The following is a 16,062-nucleotide window of genomic DNA, read 5'->3' as shown; positions in this document are numbered from 1 at the left end:
CCGGATCAGACGGCGTATCAGTGCGTCAGTGCACCGGGACGACCTGCTTCTCCTCGGCGAAGTGGCACGCCGAGAAGTGGGCGGCCGGGGTGTCCTGGCCCTGGAAGCGCTCCGGGATCGCGAGGATCGGAGTCTCCTGGGAGCACTTCTCCTGCGCCTTCCAGCAGCGGGTGCGGAAGCTGCAGCCCGACGGCGGGTTGGCCGGCGAGGGGACGTCACCGGTGAGGATGATCCGCTCGCGGTGCGCGCGGGCCTGCGGGTCCGGCACCGGCACCGCGGAGAGCAGCGCCTGCGTGTACGGGTGCGTCGGGTGCTCGTAGATCTGCTCGTCCGTACCGATCTCGGCCATCTTGCCGAGGTACATGACGCCGACGCGGTCCGAGATGTGCCGGACGATCGACAGGTCGTGCGCGATGAAGAGGTAGGAGAGGTTGAACTCCTCCTGGAGCTTCCCCATCAGGTTGATGACCTGCGCCTGGACGGAGACGTCCAGGGCCGAGACCGGCTCGTCGCAGATGATGATCTCCGGGTTGAGCGCGAGGCCGCGGGCGATGCCGATGCGCTGGCGCTGACCGCCGGAGAACTGGTGCGGGTACCGGTTGATGTACTCGGGGTTCAGACCGACGACGTCGAGCAGCTCCTGCACCTTGCGGCGCCGGTCGCCCTTCGGGGCCACCTCGGGGTGGATGTCGAAGGGCTCGCCGATGATGTCGCCGACCGTCATCCGCGGGTTGAGCGAGGTGTACGGGTCCTGGAACACCATCTGGATGTTGCGGCGGACGGCCTTCAGGGCGCGCCCGGACAGCTTGGTGATGTCCTGGCCCTTGTAGAAGACCTCGCCGGCGGTGGCCCGCTCCAGGTTCATCAGGAGCTTGGCGACCGTGGACTTGCCACAGCCGGACTCGCCCACGATGCCGAGGGTCTCGCCCTGGTAGAGGTCGAAGGAGACCCCGTCCACGGCCTTGACCGCGCCGACGTTCTTCTTGAACAGGATGCCCTGCGTCAGCGGGAAGTGCTTCTTCAGGTTGCGGACCTGGAGGATCGGCTCGCCGCGGCCCACGGGGGCCTCGACGGCGGCGGCCACGGCCTCGTCGTTCTTGCTGAGGTCAGCCATGGATCGTCTCCTTCCAGAAGTGGCAGGCGCTCTTACGGCCCGGGAGATCCGCGCCGTCCTGCTCGGTGACCGGCGCCAGGGCCGGGATCTCCGTACGGCAGATGTCGTCGGCCTTGGGGCAGCGCGGGTTGAAGGCGCAGCCGGTGGGCACGCGGAGCAGGTTGGGCGGCAGGCCCTTGATCGCGTACAGCTCCTGGCCCTTCTGGTCCAGGCGCGGGATCGAGTCCAGGAGACCTCGGGTGTACGGGTGCGCGGGGCGCCCGTACAGCTCGTGCACCGGCGCCTGCTCGACGATCCGGCCGGCGTACATCACGGCGATCTTGTCCGCGACGTCGGCGACGACGCCGAGGTCGTGGGTGATCAGGATCAGGCCCATGTTGTATTCCTGCTGGAGCTCCGCGAGGAGGTCCATGACCTGGGCCTGGACGGTCACGTCGAGAGCCGTGGTGGGCTCGTCGGCGATGATCAGGTCCGGCTCCAGGGCGAGCGCCATGGCGATCATGATGCGCTGGCGCATACCGCCGGAGAACTGGTGGGGGTAGTCGGAGACCCGCGCCGCGGCGGCGGGGATCTTGACCTTGTCCATCAGCTCGATGGCCTTGACCTTGGCGTCCTTCTTGGACAGGCCCTGGTGCACCCGGAACATCTCGCCGAGCTGGTAGCCGACGCTGAGGACCGGGTTGAGGGAGGACAGCGCGTCCTGGAAGATCATCGCGATCTTCCGGCCGCGGATCTTCCGGCGCTCCTCCTCGGACATCTTCAGCATGTCCTGGCCGCGGAACAGGATCTCGCCCTGCGGGATCTTGCCCGGCGGCATGTCGAGGATGCCCATGATGGCCTGAGCGGTGACGGACTTGCCGGAGCCGGACTCGCCGAGGACGGCGAGGGTCTCGCCGGCGTCCACCGAGTAGTTGACGCCGTTGACCGCCTTGGCCACACCGTCTCGGGTGTGGAACTCGACGTGCAGGTCACGGACTTCGAGCAGCGGACCGTTGTGGTCGGCGCCGTCGCGGGGCGACGGGACCGTCGCGGTGTTGTCGATGATGGTCACGTTTACGCCCTCCTCAGCGCAGCTTGGGGTCGAGGGCGTTGCGGACGGCTTCGCCGAGCATGATGAACGCCAGAACGGTGATGCTGAGCATGATCGAGGGGTACAGCAGGATGTGCTGCGCCACTCGGATCTGGTCGACACCGGTGGAGATGTCCACACCCCACGACACGGTCGGGGCGGCGAGGCCCAGACCCAGGTACGAGAGGGTGGCCTCGGCGGAGATGTATCCGCCCAGGGCGATGGTGGCGACGACGATCACCGGAGCCATGGCGTTCGGCAGGATGTGCCGGAACAGGATGCGGGTCGTGCCGGCACCCAGCGCCTTGGCCGCGTGTACGTAGTCGGCCTGCTTGACGGTGATCACGGCACCGCGCATGACGCGGGCCATCTGGGTCCAGCCGAGGAACGCCAGGGCGAAGACGACGACCCAGACGGTGCGCTCGACGAAGGACTGCAGGACGACCATGGCGCCGAGCAGGAACGGGATGCCGAAGAAGATGTCCGTCAACCGGGAGAGCAGCGCGTCGACGGCACCGCCGAAGTAGCCGGCGATCATGCCCGTCACACCGCCGACGACCGTGACGATCGCGGTGACGCAGATGCCGACGATGATCGAGGCACGGGTGCCGTAGATCAGTCGGGCGTAGACGGAGCGGCCCTGGCCATCGTAGCCGAGCCAGCCCTCGGAGCCGATGCTGCCGAGCTCCGGCTTGCCGAGGAAGTGCTTGACCAGGTCACCGGCGGTCGGCGACGCGCTGGTGAAGAGGCTCGGGAAGGCAGCGATCACCAACAGGAAGAAGATCAGCACCGACGAGACGAGGAAGTACGGGTTGCGGCGCAGGTCCGCCCAGGCGTCGCCCCAGAGGCTGCGGGCCTTCTCCTGCTTCGCCGGAGGAGTCACGTCGGCGGGAAGCGCGACGGCGTCCTCGACGGCGGGGACGGTCTTGGTCACGTCAGGCATACCGGATCCTCGGGTCCAGGACCGCGTACAGCAGGTCGATGAGCAGGCTGGTGACGAGGTAGATGACCACCAGGATGGTGACGAGGCCGACCAGGGTGGCCCCTTCACGCCGGGTGATCGAGTCGGCGATGAGACCACCGACACCCTTGATGTTGAAGATGCGCTCGGTGACGACCGCGCCGCCCATGAGGGCGCCGATGTCCGTGCCGAGGAAGGTGATCACGGGGATCATCGAGTTGCGCATGAGGTGCACGCCGATGACGCGGCGGCGGGGCAGACCCTTGGCGACGGCCGTGCGCATGTAGTCGGCGCGCAGGTTCTCCGCCATGGAGGTGCGGGTGAGCCGGGCGACGTACGCGAGGGAGAGACCGCCCAGCACGATGGCCGGCGCGATCATCTCGGACACCAGCTGGTCGTTGCTGACAACCGGCTCGATCCAGCCCAGTTCGAAGGCGAACACCATCTTGATGATGAAGCCGAGGACGAAGACCGGGATCGAGATGATCAGCAGCGTGAAGATCAGGACCGCGTTGTCGGCGAGCCGGCCGGCCTTGAGGCCGGCGATGATGCCGAGGCCGAGGCCGAAGACCAGCTCGAACGCGAACGCGAGAGCGGCGAGCTGCAGAGTGACGGGGAACGCCTCACCCAGTACCTCGGTGATCGGGCGACCGTTGCGGATCTGGTTCCCGAAGTCGAAGTGCAGGATGATGTCGGTCATGTAGTTCCAGTACTGCTGCCAGAGCGGCAGATCCAGTCCCAGATCGTGTCTGATCTTCGCGAGGGTCGCGGGGTCAGCGCCCTTGTCCCCGAACATCCCCGCCACGGGGTCGCCGGGCAGGCTGTAGACCATGAGGAAGATCAGCAGGGTCGTCCCGAGGAATACCGGGATCATCTGGAGCAGTCGTCGTGCGACATAGCGCCCCATCATGCCTCCGTTGAAATGTGACAGCAGCAACCGACGGGCCCTCCCGCGGCAGCCGCGCCCCTTTCGGGTGCGCGAGTGTCGCGGAAGGGCCCCCCAGCCACATGCGTAAGGCGCCGAGTGCGGGGCTGACTTCCCGTCAGCCCCGCATCGGCAGGCGGACTACGCTTGGGTGATTACTTCTTGACCTCGACGCCGGTCAGGATCGGGTCGCCGTCCTGACCGTAGGCCACGCCCGAAACCTTCTCGGAGTAGCCCGCGTTGACCTTGTAGTACCAGAGCGGGATCGACGGCATGTAGTTGACCAGGTCCTTCTCGATGGCCTGGAACTGCTTCACGGACTCGTCGAGCGTCGCGGCCGAGTCGGCCTTGGCGATCTTCGCGTCCAGCGTCTTGTTGGAGAAGTCGCCCTGGTTACCCGCCGCACCCGTACGGAACAGGTCCGAGATGAAGTTGGCGTTCACCGGGTAGTCGAGCACCCAGCCGGAGCGGTAGATCGACTTGACCTGCTTGCCCTTACGGGCCTGGAGGTCGGCCTGGAAGTCCGGCTTGCCGTCGCCGACACACTGGACAGTCGTGGCCTGGGTGATGGAGTTGCAGACAGCGTCCACCCACTCCTTGTGGCCACCGTCGGCGTTGAACTGGATCGAGATCTTGTTGTTCGGGACGCCACCGCCGGCCTTGATGAGCTCCTTGGCCTTCGCGGGGTCGAACTTGGTGACGCCGGCGCCACCGTCCTCCTGGAAGCCCAGGACACCCTTGGCGACCCAGCCGGTCGCGGGCTCACGCGTACCCTGCAGCACCGTCTTGGTGATGGTGGCACGGTCGATCGCCATGGACAGACCCTGGATGACGCGCGGGTCGATCTGCTTCGGCTTCTTCCACTGGTCGGCGTAGAAGGCGATGGCGATGGTCTGGATCGCGGAGTACGGCTGGTCCACGGCACGGTCGCCGAGGTCCTGGCGGTAGACCGGGAGGTCCTTCGGCGCGATCTGACGCAGGACGTCGACGTTGCCGGCCTTCAGGTCCTCGTACGCGGCCTCGAGGGTGGTGTAGTTCTTGAAGACCACACCGCCGTTCTTCGCCTTGTTCGGGCCCTTGTAGTCGTCGTATCGAGTGATCTCGATCTTCTTCTTGTGGTCCCAGCTCTTGAACTTGTAGGGACCGTTGCCGACCGGCTTCTGGCCGCCCGCGGCCGGGTCCTTGTAGAAGGACTCGGCCATCGGCGCGAAGACGATGTAGGCCAGCTTGTGACCGAAGTACGGGACGGCCTTCGAGAGCTCGATCTTGAAGGTGGTCTCGTCGACGACCTTCAGACCCTCGAGCTTGTCGGCGGTCTGCTTGGCGCCCTCGGCGTCCGGGTGGACCTTGTCGTAGCCCTTGATGTCCGCGAACCAGGTCGCGAGGCCCTGGGCGTTCTTCAGGCTGGCGTTCCAGTTCCACGCGTCCACGTAGGACTTGGAGGTCACCGGGGTGCCGTCGTGGAAGGTCCAGCCCGGCTTGAGCTTGACGGTCCACGTCTTCGAGTCCGTCGTGGTGACCGACTCGGCGTTGATCATCTCCAGCGAGCCGTCAGCCTTGTAGTCGACCAGGGTCGAGAACAGGCCGGCCATGACGGCGGAGCCGTTGGACTCCATCGTGTCGCCGGTGAGCAGGGGCTTCTCAGGCTCGCCCAGCTCGATGGAGAAAATTCCGTTCGGGTCAACAGCGCCCTTGCCGTCGCCGCTGTCGGTCTTACCCCCGCCACAGGCGGTCGCAGCAAGGGCGACGATGATCGCGCCCGTTACCCACTTGGCGCTCTTGGCACCGCGCATGGGTTCCTCCTCATGAGTCCACTTTTGTCACTACAAGAGGGGGCACTCCGAGTTCGCCGACACCCCTGACGGCGTTGCACTCAAGTGCCCCGAGTGTGCTCGTGAGTCGGCACTCCCCACAGTGCGTGACCCATTGACCCGAGCTCAATGGAGCCAACTATTAAGTACGCCCGGGCTGTAAACCACACTTAAGTGGTCTCGTTTTGACAACATCACCAAGGCCCCAGATACCGAAATCCGGACAAACTGAGCACAGACAGACACCCCCGAAACGGACCGTTAACACACGTACCGGAGAGCGATGGCCGATATACGGACACTCGGCCTCCGAAATGGAGTTGACGGAACTTGACGAAAAGCCCGGGCCCCCACAGGTGTCTGTGGGGGCCCGGGCTCCGGTGCTGACGCTATGTCAGTCGATACGTGAGTCGAGAGCAGCGAAGATCACAGGTCGATGATCTACCCCGCCGCCCTCGGCCGTATGCGACCTTACTCAGCCGTTCTTGGCGCGGGAAGCCGTGCGACCGCGCGCGTTCTGGTCCAGGACGACCTTGCGGATACGCACGGCCTCCGGGGTCACCTCGACGCACTCGTCGTCGCGGCAGAACTCCAGGGACTGCTCCAGGGAGAGCTTCCGCGGCGGGACGATCGCCTCGAAGGAGTCGGCGGAGGAGGAGCGCATGTTGGTGAGCTTCTTCTCCTTGGTGATGTTCACGTCCATGTCGTCGGAGCGGGAGTTCTCGCCGACGATCATGCCCTCGTACACCTCGGTGCCGGGGTCGGTGAACAGGACGCCGCGCTCCTGGAGGTTCGTCATCGCGAAGGCGGTGACGGCACCGGCGCGGTCGGCGACCAGCGAACCGTTGTTACGGGTCGTCAGCGTGCCGAACCACGGCTCGTGGCCCTCGTGGATCGAGTGGGCGATGCCCGTGCCGCGGGTGTTCGTCAGGAACTCCGTACGGAAGCCGATGAGGCCACGGGACGGAACGACGAACTCCATGCGGACCCAGCCGGAGCCGTGGTTCGACATGTTGTCCATGCGGCCCTTGCGGACGCCCATGAGCTGCGTGACGGCGCCCATGTGCTCCTCGGGCACGTCGACCGTGAGGCGCTCGACCGGCTCGTGGACCTTGCCGTCGACGAGCTTCGTGACGACCTGCGGCTTGCCGATGGTCAGCTCGAAGCCCTCGCGGCGCATCTGCTCGACCAGGATGGCGAGCGCGAGCTCACCACGGCCCTGGACCTCCCAGGCGTCCGGGCGCTCGGTGTCGAGGACGCGGAGCGACACGTTACCGATCAGCTCGCGGTCCAGACGGTCCTTGACCTGGCGGGCGGTGACCTTGCGCTGCTTGACCGCGGACTTGGCGTCCGCGCCCTTGCCCGTGCCACCGCGGCCGACGAGCGGCGAGGTGTTGGTGCCGATGGTCATGGAGATGGCCGGCTGGTCGACCGTGATCAGCGGCAGCGCGATCGGGTTCTCCGGGTCGGCCAGGGTCTCGCCGATCATGATGTCGGGGATACCGGCGACGGCGCAGATGTCACCGGGGCCGGCGACCTCGGCGGGCTTGCGGGTGAGCGCCTCGGTCATCATCAGCTCGGTGATGCGGACGTTGGAGATCGTGCCGTCCCGCTTGATCCACGCGACCGTCTGGCCCTTGCGCAGCTCGCCCTGCTCGACGCGGAGGAGCGCGATGCGGCCGAGGAAGTTGTCGGCGTCCAGGTTGGTGACGTGGGCCTGGAGCGGGGCCTCCTCGTCGTACGTCGGGGCCGGGACGTGCTCCAGGATGGTGGAGAAGAACGGCTCCAGGTTCTCGCTGTCGGCGGGAACGGTGCCGTTCTCCGGCTTGGTCAGCGAGGCGATGCCGTCACGGCCGCAGGCGTAGACGATCGGGAACTCGATCTGGTCCTCGTCGGCGTCCAGGTCCAGGAAGAGGTCGTACGTCTCGTTGACGACCTCGTCGATCCGGGAGTCCGGGCGGTCCGTCTTGTTGATGCAGAGGATGACGGGCAGGCGCTGCTGGAGGGCCTTGCGCAGCACGAAGCGGGTCTGCGGGAGCGGACCCTCGGAGGCGTCCACGAGGAGGACGACCGCGTCCACCATCGAGAGACCGCGCTCGACCTCGCCACCGAAGTCGGCGTGGCCCGGGGTGTCGATGATGTTGATCGTGATCGGGGCCCCGCCGTCCTTGGGGTGATACTTCACCGCCGTGTTCTTGGCGAGGATCGTGATGCCCTTCTCACGTTCCAGGTCGTTCGAGTCCATCATGCGGTCGTCGAGCTGCTGGTGGGCGGCGAAGGCACCGGCCTGCTTGAGCATGGCGTCGACGATGGTCGTCTTGCCATGGTCGACGTGGGCGACGATGGCGACGTTACGGATGTCGTGGCGCGTGGGCATGGGTGCTTGCGCTTCTCTCGGATCGTGGGATTGGCGTCAGTTCCTCGTACGCCCGCCGGGCGGACGCGCCACGGCTATGTCCTATGGTACGGGGCTGCCGCGCAAGGGGCTTCCCCGCCCGGATCCGAGAGGGTCTACTAGGGGGTTTCGGCCTTGATCCACCGAAGCGCCGGGGGTTCGGCGTGTGCCCGGTCGGTTCGGCGTGTGCCCGGTCGCGCTGGGGACGCTCCGGGCACGCGGGAGATGCGGTGCTGCTGTGGTGCGACTGCGGTGTGACAGCGGACTGGCCGGGTCAAGCGGCCGACGCGATCCTGCCCGCCGGGGCCACCGGCGGGCAAGGAACTTGAGCTGCTTCTGAGGTTGTGACCAGCGGTTTCGTAGACTTTGGAGCTTTCAGCGCTTTCGCTCTGCTCCGTTGGAGGATTCGGGCTTCTTGAAGCCGATGTCCTGGTAGCGGGGGACGGCGAGGCCCCAGGCCCCCGCGTTCACGATCTCCGCCTTCGCCGCGACGAGCTGCGGACGCTGGTAGAGGGGGATGGAACCGGCCGCTGCCCAGATCCGGGCGTCCGCCTGGCGGACGAGCTCGCGGGCCTCCTCCTCGTCGAGCGTCCCGGCCGCCTGGTCGAAGAGCTGGTCGATGCGGTCGGTGCCGACCCGCGAGTAGTTCTGCTCGACCAGGAGCGAGCCGTCCGACGCGGGCTCGGGCTTGGCGAAGATGGGCCGGGCGTCGGTCGCCGGGAAGGCGGAGGCCGGCCAGGAGTAGAGGGCCAGGTCGTAGTCGCCCGCGGCGACGTGGTCCTTGAAGAAGCTGTCGTCGGAGACCTTGGTGACCTGCGTACGGATCCCCACCGCGTCGAGCATCCGGATGATCCGGTCGCCGACCGCGCGCAGCGACTCCGAGCCGGGCCCGGAGGGCAGGACGAAGCGGAGGCTGAGGGCCTTGCCGTCCTTGCCGAGGACCCGCGTGGCCTCGGGCGCGGTCACGGGGGCCGCGGTGCCGCGCGGGGCGTAGGCCCCGGCCACTCCCCGGTCGGGCTTGGCGACCGGGACACCGGCCCGGGCGCCGGAGCCCGTGCCGGTGTCGAGCGCCTCGGCCCGGGCGAGGAGCGCGGCGCTCTGACCCGCGGCCGCGGCGGCCGGGGCGAGGACGTTGGTGCCGTTCTCGGGGCCCGCGGCGCCGACGACGGGGGCGGGGAGGGCCCTGGGGTCGCCCGGCTTGTCGTCGCCGACGATGTAGAGGCCCTCGTCGGAGGCGGTGTCGTTCGCCTTCTTCTTGGCGTCGGTGGCGGCGCCGGCGGCCTTGTCGCCGGACTTCTCCTTCTTCTCCCGCTCGGCCTGCTTCGCCTTCTTCTCGGCCTCGCTCCCGGCCTCGGTGCCGTCCTTCGCGCCGGCCGGCTTCCGGAGCGCCCCGCCCGGGACCCAGCCCGCGTCGGCGAGGAGCGCCCGTGCCTCGGCGGTGTCCTGGTCGCCGAGTGCGTCGCTGCTGTCCGCGTACGCCGCCTGGCCGGCGAGGGCCAGGTGGCTGCCGGGGGGTGTCGCGGGGAGGCCGAGGGGCTTGAGTACGGATTCGGCCAGTTCCTGGCGGTTGATGGCGCGGGCCACCGCCCGCCGTACCCGCTCGTCGGCGAGCGCGCCCGATTCGCCGTTCAGCGAGAGCTGGGTGTAGGCGGGCTCCAGGGACTTGCGGACGACGAAGCCGGCGAGGGTGTCCTGCTCGTTCGCGTACCGGGTGACGGCCTTCTGGTTCTTCTGGCGGGCGGCCTGGACCTCCTCCGCCTTCTCCTCGTCGGAGCCGTACGCGAGGGCCCAGGACTTCAGGGCCTTGGAGGGGGTGATCGCCGAGCCGGGGCCGTGGGCGAGGGCCGCCTGCGCGCCGTTCCGGCCGGCGCGGGCGTCCCGGAGCGCGAGGGCGATCCGTTCGGCCGTGGCGCGGTCGATCTCGGCCAGGTCGAGCTTGCCCGCGGCGAGGGCGGCGGCGCGGTCGGCGCGGGGGACGGCCTTGAGGACGAGGCTGTCGAGCTTGGCGGACTGTCCCCACCAGCGAGGGTTCCGGGCCAGGGTGACGTCGCCGCTCTTGCGGTCGATCGACTTCAGCAGGAACGGTCCTGCAGTGGCCTTGAGCGTGGTGCGCGCCCCGTCGTTGAAGGAGTTCGGGGACCCCATCACCTGCTTCGGGTAGAGCGGGGTGAAGAGGGACTGCCAGTCGGCGTAGGGCTTGGAGAAGGTGACCCGCACCTCCAGGTCGTTCTTGCCCCGCTCGATCTTCTCGATCCGCTCGTAGCCGGAGTTGCGGGCGGTCCAGTACGCGGTGTCGCGGCCGCTCAGCGCCCGCCACTGGGCCACGAAGTCGGGGGCCCCGATCTCGCGTCCGTCGCTCCACACCGCCTGCTGGTGGAGCTTGTAGAGGACGACCTGCTTCGGCTCGGTCTCGACGACCTGCGCGGACTCCAGGTAGTCCGGGTTCAGCTGCGGTCGGCCCCGCTCGTCGATCGTGTAGAGGGAGGGGAGCACGGCCCCGGCGATGCGGGCGGTGGTGCCGTCGGCGTCGGCCTGGAAGCTGTTCAGGGTGGTGGGCAGCGCGTCGACGGCCCAGCGCAGGGTGCCGCCGTCGGCCACCTTGTCGCGCGCGGCGGGGGCGTTGTCCTGCGCGGCGGCCGGCGCCTCGTCGGCTTCGTCGCCGGAGCTGCAACCGGCGAGCACGGTGACGGCGAGGACCGCACTGGTGAGGGTGGCGACGGAGCGGAGCGTGCGGGAGCGGGGGCTCCTGGAGCATGTCCTCCCGCGAGGGGCGCCGAACTGGGACATGACTTGTACCCCTTCGTCCAGATTTATGCCATTTAGAGATGATCAGACCTATTGCTCATACACTGAAAAGGACGGAGCGGATCCGGCCACGGCGACACGGCGGCACGTCCGGGAAACCCCACTCGTGCGGCCCAACGACCCCGACCCGGGGCGCTCCGGACGAGTGGAAACCCGTGCACATGGCTTCCCAAGCGGGGTGTGACGCGCGACACTCCTGCGGAAGCCGCTCGCGGAAGTGAGGGCAACCCATGTCCGTTCAGGACGATCTGGCGGCCGTCAAGCGCTGCCTCGAAGAGCTGGTCCGCACCGTCGGCGAGCTGGAGCGCTCCGTCACGGCGGAGCGGGGCCCGGCGCCGACCGTCGGCCGCGCCGAAGGCCTGGTGACCATCCCCGACGCCCCGTACGACAGCGAGCTGTGGACCGACACGGACGACGAGGGACTGGGAGCACGCGACCGCCACGCGCCTTAGCCGCCACGCGCCCGGGCCACCACGCGCCTGAGGACGTACCGGCAACCGACCGGAGGAGGGCCTGTTGGCCACAGGTACGGAACCGCCCGGGTCCGCGACGGGGGTGCGCTCCCCGGGGCGCGCCGCCATCGCCGCCCGCCATCTGCGCACCGACCGGTGGTGGCTCTCCCCCGCCGCCACCGCGGCCGGACTGCTCGCCTTCGTCGCGTACTCGACCTGGCGGGCGTTCGCCGCCGCCGACTACTACGCGGCCCCCTACGTCTCGCCGTTCTACTCGCCCTGTCTGGCGTCGAACTGCGTCCCCATGAAGGGCGGGCCGAACTGGGAGATCTTCGGCAGCTGGTGGGGCCTCTCCCCCGCCCTGCTGATCCTGATCTTCCCGCTCGGCTTCCGGCTGACCTGCTACTACTACCGCAAGGCGTACTACCGGGGCTTCTGGGCGTCTCCCCCGGCCTGCGCGGTCGCCGAGCCCCACCGTACGTACACGGGCGAGACCCGCTTCCCACTGCTCCTGCAGAACGTCCACCGGTACTTCTTCTACGCGGCGCTGCCGGTCGCCGGCATCCTCACCTACGACACCGTGCTGACCTTCCGCGACGCCTCGTACGCCTGGGGGCACGCGGGACTCGGGACGCTGGTCTTCCTCGTGAACATCGCCCTCATCTGGGCGTACACCCTGTCCTGCCACTCCTGCCGGCACATCGTCGGCGGCCGGCTGCGGCACTTCTCGAAGCACCCCGTCCGGTACCGGCTGTGGACCTGGACCGGGCGGCTGAACCGGTGGCACATGCAGCTCGCGTGGGCCTCGCTGATCAGCGTCGCCGTGTGCGACCTGTACGTGTACCTGCTCGCGACCGGCACCTTCGACGACCCGAGGTTCTTCTGACGTGAGCTTCTCCGACGTGAGGTTCTTCTGAGATGGCAGTGGTGGAGCGACAGCAGTGGGACGTGGTCGTGGTCGGTGCCGGCGGCGCCGGACTGCGGGCCGCGATCGAGGCGCGCCGGGCGGGCGCCCGTACCGCCGTGATCTGCAAGTCCCTCTTCGGCAAGGCCCACACCGTCATGGCCGAGGGCGGAATCGCCGCCTCCATGGCCAACGCCAACGAGCACGACGACTGGAAGACGCACTTCCGGGACACCATGCGGGGCGGCAAGTTCCTCAACCAGTGGCGGATGGCCGAGCTGCACGCCCAGGAGGCCCCGGACCGGGTCTGGGAGCTGGAGACCTGGGGCGCCCTCTTCGACCGGACCGCGGACGGCCGGATCTCGCAGCGCAACTTCGGCGGGCACGAGTACCCGCGGCTCGCGCACGTCGGCGACCGGACCGGGCTCGAACTCATCCGGACCCTCCAGCAGCGGATCGTCGGCCTCCAGCAGGAGGACCACCGCGAGACCGGCGACCACGAGGCGCGGCTGAAGGTCTTCCAGGAGTTCACCGTCACCCGGATCCTGAAGGGCGCGAACGGCCAGGTGGCCGGGGTCTTCTGCTACGAGCGGGAGACCGGGCGCTTCCTCGTCCTGGAGGCGCCCGCGGTCGTCCTCGCGACCGGCGGCATCGGCAAGTCCTTCAAGGTCACCTCGAACTCGTGGGAGTACACGGGCGACGGGCAGGCACTGGCCCTGCTCGCGGGCGCGCCGCTGGTGAACATGGAGTTCGTGCAGTTCCATCCGACCGGCATGGTCTGGCCGCCCTCGGTGAAGGGGATCCTCGTCACCGAGTCCGTACGCGGCGACGGCGGCGTGCTGCGGAACTCCGAGGGCGAGCGGTTCATGTTCGACTACGTCCCCGACGTCTTCAAGGAGAAGTACGCGCAGACGGAGGAGGAGGGCGACCGCTGGTACGAGGACCCCGACCACAACCGGCGCCCGCCCGAGCTGCTGCCGCGCGACGAGGTGGCGCGGGCCATCAACGCCGAGGTGAAGGCGGGACGCGGCTCCCCGCACGGCGGGGTGTTCCTCGACGTGTCGACGCGGATGCCGGCGGAGGTGATCCGGCGGCGGCTCCCCTCGATGTACCACCAGTTCAAGGAGCTGGCCGACGTCGACATCACGGCGGAGGCCATGGAGGTCGGGCCGACCTGCCACTACGTGATGGGCGGCGTGGCCGTCGACTCCGAGACGGCGGCGACGGTCGGCGTGCCGGGACTCTTCGCGGCCGGCGAGGTCGCGGGCGGCATGCACGGCTCCAACCGGCTCGGCGGCAACTCCCTCTCCGACCTGCTCGTCTTCGGCCGGCGGGCCGGGCTCTACGCGGCGCAGTACGCGATGTCCGGGGCGGGCGGAACGGTCGTGGCGGCCGACATCGAGACGGCGGAGGCGGAGGCGCTGGCGCCGTTCGGCGGACCGTCGGGCGGGGCGCCGTCGGGCGGGGCGCCGGAGAACCCGTACACGCTCCACCAGGAACTCCAGCAGACGATGAACGACCTCGTCGGGATCATCCGGCGGGAGGGCGAGATGGCCGAGGCCCTGGAGCGGATCGCCGCCCTGCGGGAGCGGGCCCGCCGGATCGGCGTCGAGGGACACCGGCAGTTCAACCCGGGCTGGCACCTCGCCCTCGACCTGCGGAACATGCTCCTCGTCGGCGAGTGCGTGGCCCGGGCAGCCCTGGAGCGCACCGAGTCCCGGGGCGGGCACACCCGGGAGGACCACCCCGCGATGGTGCGGGAGTGGCGCCCCGTGAACCTGCTGTGCCACGCCGACGGCGACGGCATCGAGCTCGAACGGGTCCGTACCGAACCGATCCGTCCGGACCTGCTCGCCCTCTTCGAGCAGGAGGAACTGGCCAAGTACCTCGCCGACGGTGAGCTGGAAGGGGAGCTGGGGTCATGAGTGCCTACGACGCGCGTTTCCGGGTGTGGCGCGGCGACACCGACGGCGGCGAACTGACCGACTACACGGTCGAGGTGCACGACGGGGAGGTCGTCCTCGACGTCGTCCACCGGCTCCAGGCCACCCAGGCGCCCGACCTCGCCGTGCGCTGGAACTGCAAGGCGGGCAAGTGCGGTTCGTGCTCGGCCGAGATCAACGGACGGCCCCGGCTGCTCTGCATGACCCGCATGTCGGTCTTCGCGCGGGACGAGGTGATCACCGTGACCCCGATGCGCGCCTTCCCGATCGTCCGCGATCTGGTCACGGACGTCTCCTTCAACTACGCGAAGGCCCGGGAGATCCCGGCCTTCGTCCCGCCGCCCGGGGTCGGCCCCGGCGAGTACCGGATGCGGCAGGAGGACGTGGACCGCTCGCAGGAGTTCAGGAAGTGCATCGAGTGCTTCCTGTGCCAGGACACCTGCCATGTCGTGCGCGACCACGAGGAGAACAAGGAGGCCTTCGCCGGACCCCGGTTCCTCATGCGGGTCGCGGAGCTCGACATGCACCCGCTGGATTCGGCGGAGGAGGCCGGAATCGACCGGCGGCGGAGCGCGCAGGAAGAGCACGGGCTCGGCTACTGCAACATCACCAAGTGCTGTACGGAGGTGTGCCCGGAGTCCATCCGGATCACCGACAACGCGCTGATCCCGCTGAAGGAGCGGGTCGTGGACCGGAAGTACGACCCGCTGGTGTGGCTCGGCAACACGATCAGGCGGCGGAAGGCGTAGCGGGCTCCGGCGGCGCAGCGGGTGTCGCGCCCGCGCTCCACCGGCCGAGGACGGGCTCGGCGAGGGTGCGGGCGGGGCGGCACAGCGTCTGGCCGTGGCGCGCGAACAGCTCGTCGCGCGAGTCGAAGCGGCCGAGGTCCGTACGGAGGTGGGCGGAGAGGTCGCAGGGGGCGGTGGAGCCCGCGCACGCGGCCGGTGCGTCCCAGTCCACCGGGGTCCGGGCCACGGCCTCGAAGAGGGTCTCCGGACCGGAGTTGGTGAAGCCGCCCGCCGTGGGCCCGCTCGCGGCCGTACGCGGGCCCTGGGCGTCGAAGAGCTCCGCCACCGGCACCCAGGCGCCGTCGAGCAGGAACTCGGGCCAGGTCAGCAGGACTTCCTCGGGCACGAAGGGGCGCACCTTCGGGAAGCGCGGGTACCAGAACGCGCCGTCGACCAGCAGTCCCCGCACCCGGGTCGGCACTCCGAGCGACCGGGCCACCGCCTCCAGGACCGCCATGCGCTGGCTGCACGAGCCGCGGCCGAGCCGCAGCGTCCGGGACACACGGCGCCGGTCCTCCACGGAGTACACCGGCCGGACGGCCGGGACGATGATCCCGTGGGCCGTCCGGAGCCGGTCGCGCGCCGTCACCGCGCCCCGCGCGTCCGCCTCCCGCAGGACCCTCGCCACGAACGCGACGACCCTCGGGTGCTCCAGGTCCAGGATCGGAGTGGGGCGGGTGGACCCGGCGGCCGCGCTGCCTGCGGTCCTCCTGTCGGCGGTCCTGGCCGCGGTCCTGTCGGTGGTCCTGGCCGCGGTCCGGACGGGCATCAGCAGACGACTGGTCATGACGTACTCCCCCTCGGTGTGCCGGCTCATGGGGCCGACGGCCTCATCCTCCTTTGTGGCGTGGAGCCCCGAGCGTGCGGGGGCGTGGTTGCCGCCGGGACGGACGCC

Annotated in this window: 12 protein-coding genes; 4 read left to right on the top strand and 8 right to left on the bottom strand. The window is 69.1% G+C overall.

Annotated features, from left to right (window positions below; all coding sequences use genetic code 11):
* Window positions 1-25 precede the first annotated feature (25 nt).
* The 7 genes from ACFWWU_RS11600 to ACFWWU_RS11570 all read right to left on the bottom strand — a co-directional run bounded on the left by ACFWWU_RS11600 (window position 26) and on the right by ACFWWU_RS11570 (window position 11,062).
* Complete coding sequence (locus ACFWWU_RS11600; protein WP_384142563.1) at window positions 26-1,114, bottom strand: ABC transporter ATP-binding protein; 1,089 nt, start codon at window positions 1,112-1,114, stop codon at window positions 26-28.
* The gene (locus ACFWWU_RS11595) at window positions 1,107-2,165 is read right to left on the bottom strand and encodes an ABC transporter ATP-binding protein (RefSeq protein ID WP_384142560.1); all 1,059 of its coding nucleotides are present in this window, start codon (window positions 2,163-2,165) and stop codon (window positions 1,107-1,109) included. Before ACFWWU_RS11595 ends, ACFWWU_RS11600 begins: the two co-directional genes overlap by 8 nt.
* Before the next feature lie 13 nt (window positions 2,166-2,178).
* The gene (locus tag ACFWWU_RS11590) at window positions 2,179-3,126 is read right to left on the bottom strand and encodes an ABC transporter permease (protein WP_384142557.1); all 948 of its coding nucleotides are present in this window, start codon (window positions 3,124-3,126) and stop codon (window positions 2,179-2,181) included.
* Entirely contained in the window at window positions 3,119-4,051 is a 933-nt protein-coding gene (locus ACFWWU_RS11585; RefSeq protein ID WP_384142893.1) for an ABC transporter permease, read from the bottom strand. Before ACFWWU_RS11585 ends, ACFWWU_RS11590 begins: the two co-directional genes overlap by 8 nt.
* A gap of 173 nt (window positions 4,052-4,224) precedes the next feature.
* Complete coding sequence (locus tag ACFWWU_RS11580; RefSeq protein ID WP_384142553.1) at window positions 4,225-5,862, bottom strand: ABC transporter substrate-binding protein; 1,638 nt, start codon at window positions 5,860-5,862, stop codon at window positions 4,225-4,227.
* 493 nt (window positions 5,863-6,355) lie between these two features.
* The gene (typA, locus tag ACFWWU_RS11575; RefSeq protein ID WP_384142550.1) at window positions 6,356-8,257 is read right to left on the bottom strand and encodes a translational GTPase TypA; all 1,902 of its coding nucleotides are present in this window, start codon (window positions 8,255-8,257) and stop codon (window positions 6,356-6,358) included.
* 393 nt (window positions 8,258-8,650) lie between these two features.
* Window positions 8,651-11,062 carry an ABC transporter family substrate-binding protein gene (locus tag ACFWWU_RS11570; protein WP_384142547.1) on the bottom strand — a complete coding sequence of 804 codons (2,412 nt, stop codon included), beginning with the start codon at window positions 11,060-11,062 and terminating at the stop codon, window positions 8,651-8,653.
* 248 nt (window positions 11,063-11,310) lie between these two features.
* On the opposite strand from ACFWWU_RS11570, the gene ACFWWU_RS11565 reads away from it, so the two are divergent.
* The 4 genes from ACFWWU_RS11565 (at window position 11,311) to ACFWWU_RS11550 (ending at window position 15,128) form a co-directional block, all read left to right on the top strand.
* Complete coding sequence (locus ACFWWU_RS11565) at window positions 11,311-11,532, top strand: hypothetical protein (RefSeq protein WP_384142545.1); 222 nt, start codon at window positions 11,311-11,313, stop codon at window positions 11,530-11,532.
* Window positions 11,533-11,596: 64 nt separating this feature from the next.
* A complete protein-coding gene (locus tag ACFWWU_RS11560) occupies window positions 11,597-12,418 on the top strand; it encodes a hypothetical protein (protein ID WP_384142542.1) in 822 nt (273 codons plus the stop codon).
* A 32-nt stretch (window positions 12,419-12,450) separates the two neighbouring features.
* A complete protein-coding gene (locus ACFWWU_RS11555; protein WP_384142539.1) occupies window positions 12,451-14,361 on the top strand; it encodes a fumarate reductase/succinate dehydrogenase flavoprotein subunit in 1,911 nt (636 codons plus the stop codon).
* Entirely contained in the window at window positions 14,358-15,128 is a 771-nt protein-coding gene (locus tag ACFWWU_RS11550; protein WP_384142536.1) for a succinate dehydrogenase/fumarate reductase iron-sulfur subunit, read from the top strand. Before ACFWWU_RS11555 ends, ACFWWU_RS11550 begins: the two co-directional genes overlap by 4 nt.
* Here ACFWWU_RS11550 and ACFWWU_RS11545 read toward each other — a convergent pair.
* The gene (locus ACFWWU_RS11545; RefSeq protein ID WP_384142533.1) at window positions 15,109-15,954 is read right to left on the bottom strand and encodes a transglutaminase domain-containing protein; all 846 of its coding nucleotides are present in this window, start codon (window positions 15,952-15,954) and stop codon (window positions 15,109-15,111) included. The genes ACFWWU_RS11550 and ACFWWU_RS11545 overlap by 20 nt on opposite strands.
* Window positions 15,955-16,062: the final 108 nt, after the last annotated feature.

It is taken from the genome of Streptomyces sp. NPDC058650 (genome assembly GCF_042717315.1).
Lineage (GTDB): Bacteria > Actinomycetota > Actinomycetes > Streptomycetales > Streptomycetaceae > Streptomyces.
Note: the sequence above shows the minus strand (reverse complement) of the source record. Positions and strands in the feature narration are given on the sequence as shown.

Bases quoted from the DNA above. Each gene is read 5' to 3' on its own strand.
- ACFWWU_RS11565 (WP_384142545.1), top strand. From the start codon at position 11,311: ATGTCCGTTCAGGACGATCTGGCGGCCGTCAAGCGCTGCCTCGAAGAG.
- ACFWWU_RS11570 (WP_384142547.1), bottom strand. From the start codon at position 11,062: ATGTCCCAGTTCGGCGCCCCTCGCGGGAGGACATGCTCCAGGAGCCCC.
- ACFWWU_RS11600 (WP_384142563.1), bottom strand. From the start codon at position 1,114: ATGGCTGACCTCAGCAAGAACGACGAGGCCGTGGCCGCCGCCGTCGAG.
- ACFWWU_RS11555 (WP_384142539.1), top strand. From the start codon at position 12,451: ATGGCAGTGGTGGAGCGACAGCAGTGGGACGTGGTCGTGGTCGGTGCC.
- typA (WP_384142550.1), bottom strand. From the start codon at position 8,257: ATGCCCACGCGCCACGACATCCGTAACGTCGCCATCGTCGCCCACGTC.
- ACFWWU_RS11590 (WP_384142557.1), bottom strand. From the start codon at position 3,126: ATGCCTGACGTGACCAAGACCGTCCCCGCCGTCGAGGACGCCGTCGCG.
- ACFWWU_RS11550 (WP_384142536.1), top strand. From the start codon at position 14,358: ATGAGTGCCTACGACGCGCGTTTCCGGGTGTGGCGCGGCGACACCGAC.
- ACFWWU_RS11585 (WP_384142893.1), bottom strand. From the start codon at position 4,051: ATGGGGCGCTATGTCGCACGACGACTGCTCCAGATGATCCCGGTATTC.
- ACFWWU_RS11545 (WP_384142533.1), bottom strand. From the start codon at position 15,954: ATGACCAGTCGTCTGCTGATGCCCGTCCGGACCGCGGCCAGGACCACC.
- ACFWWU_RS11580 (WP_384142553.1), bottom strand. From the start codon at position 5,862: ATGCGCGGTGCCAAGAGCGCCAAGTGGGTAACGGGCGCGATCATCGTC.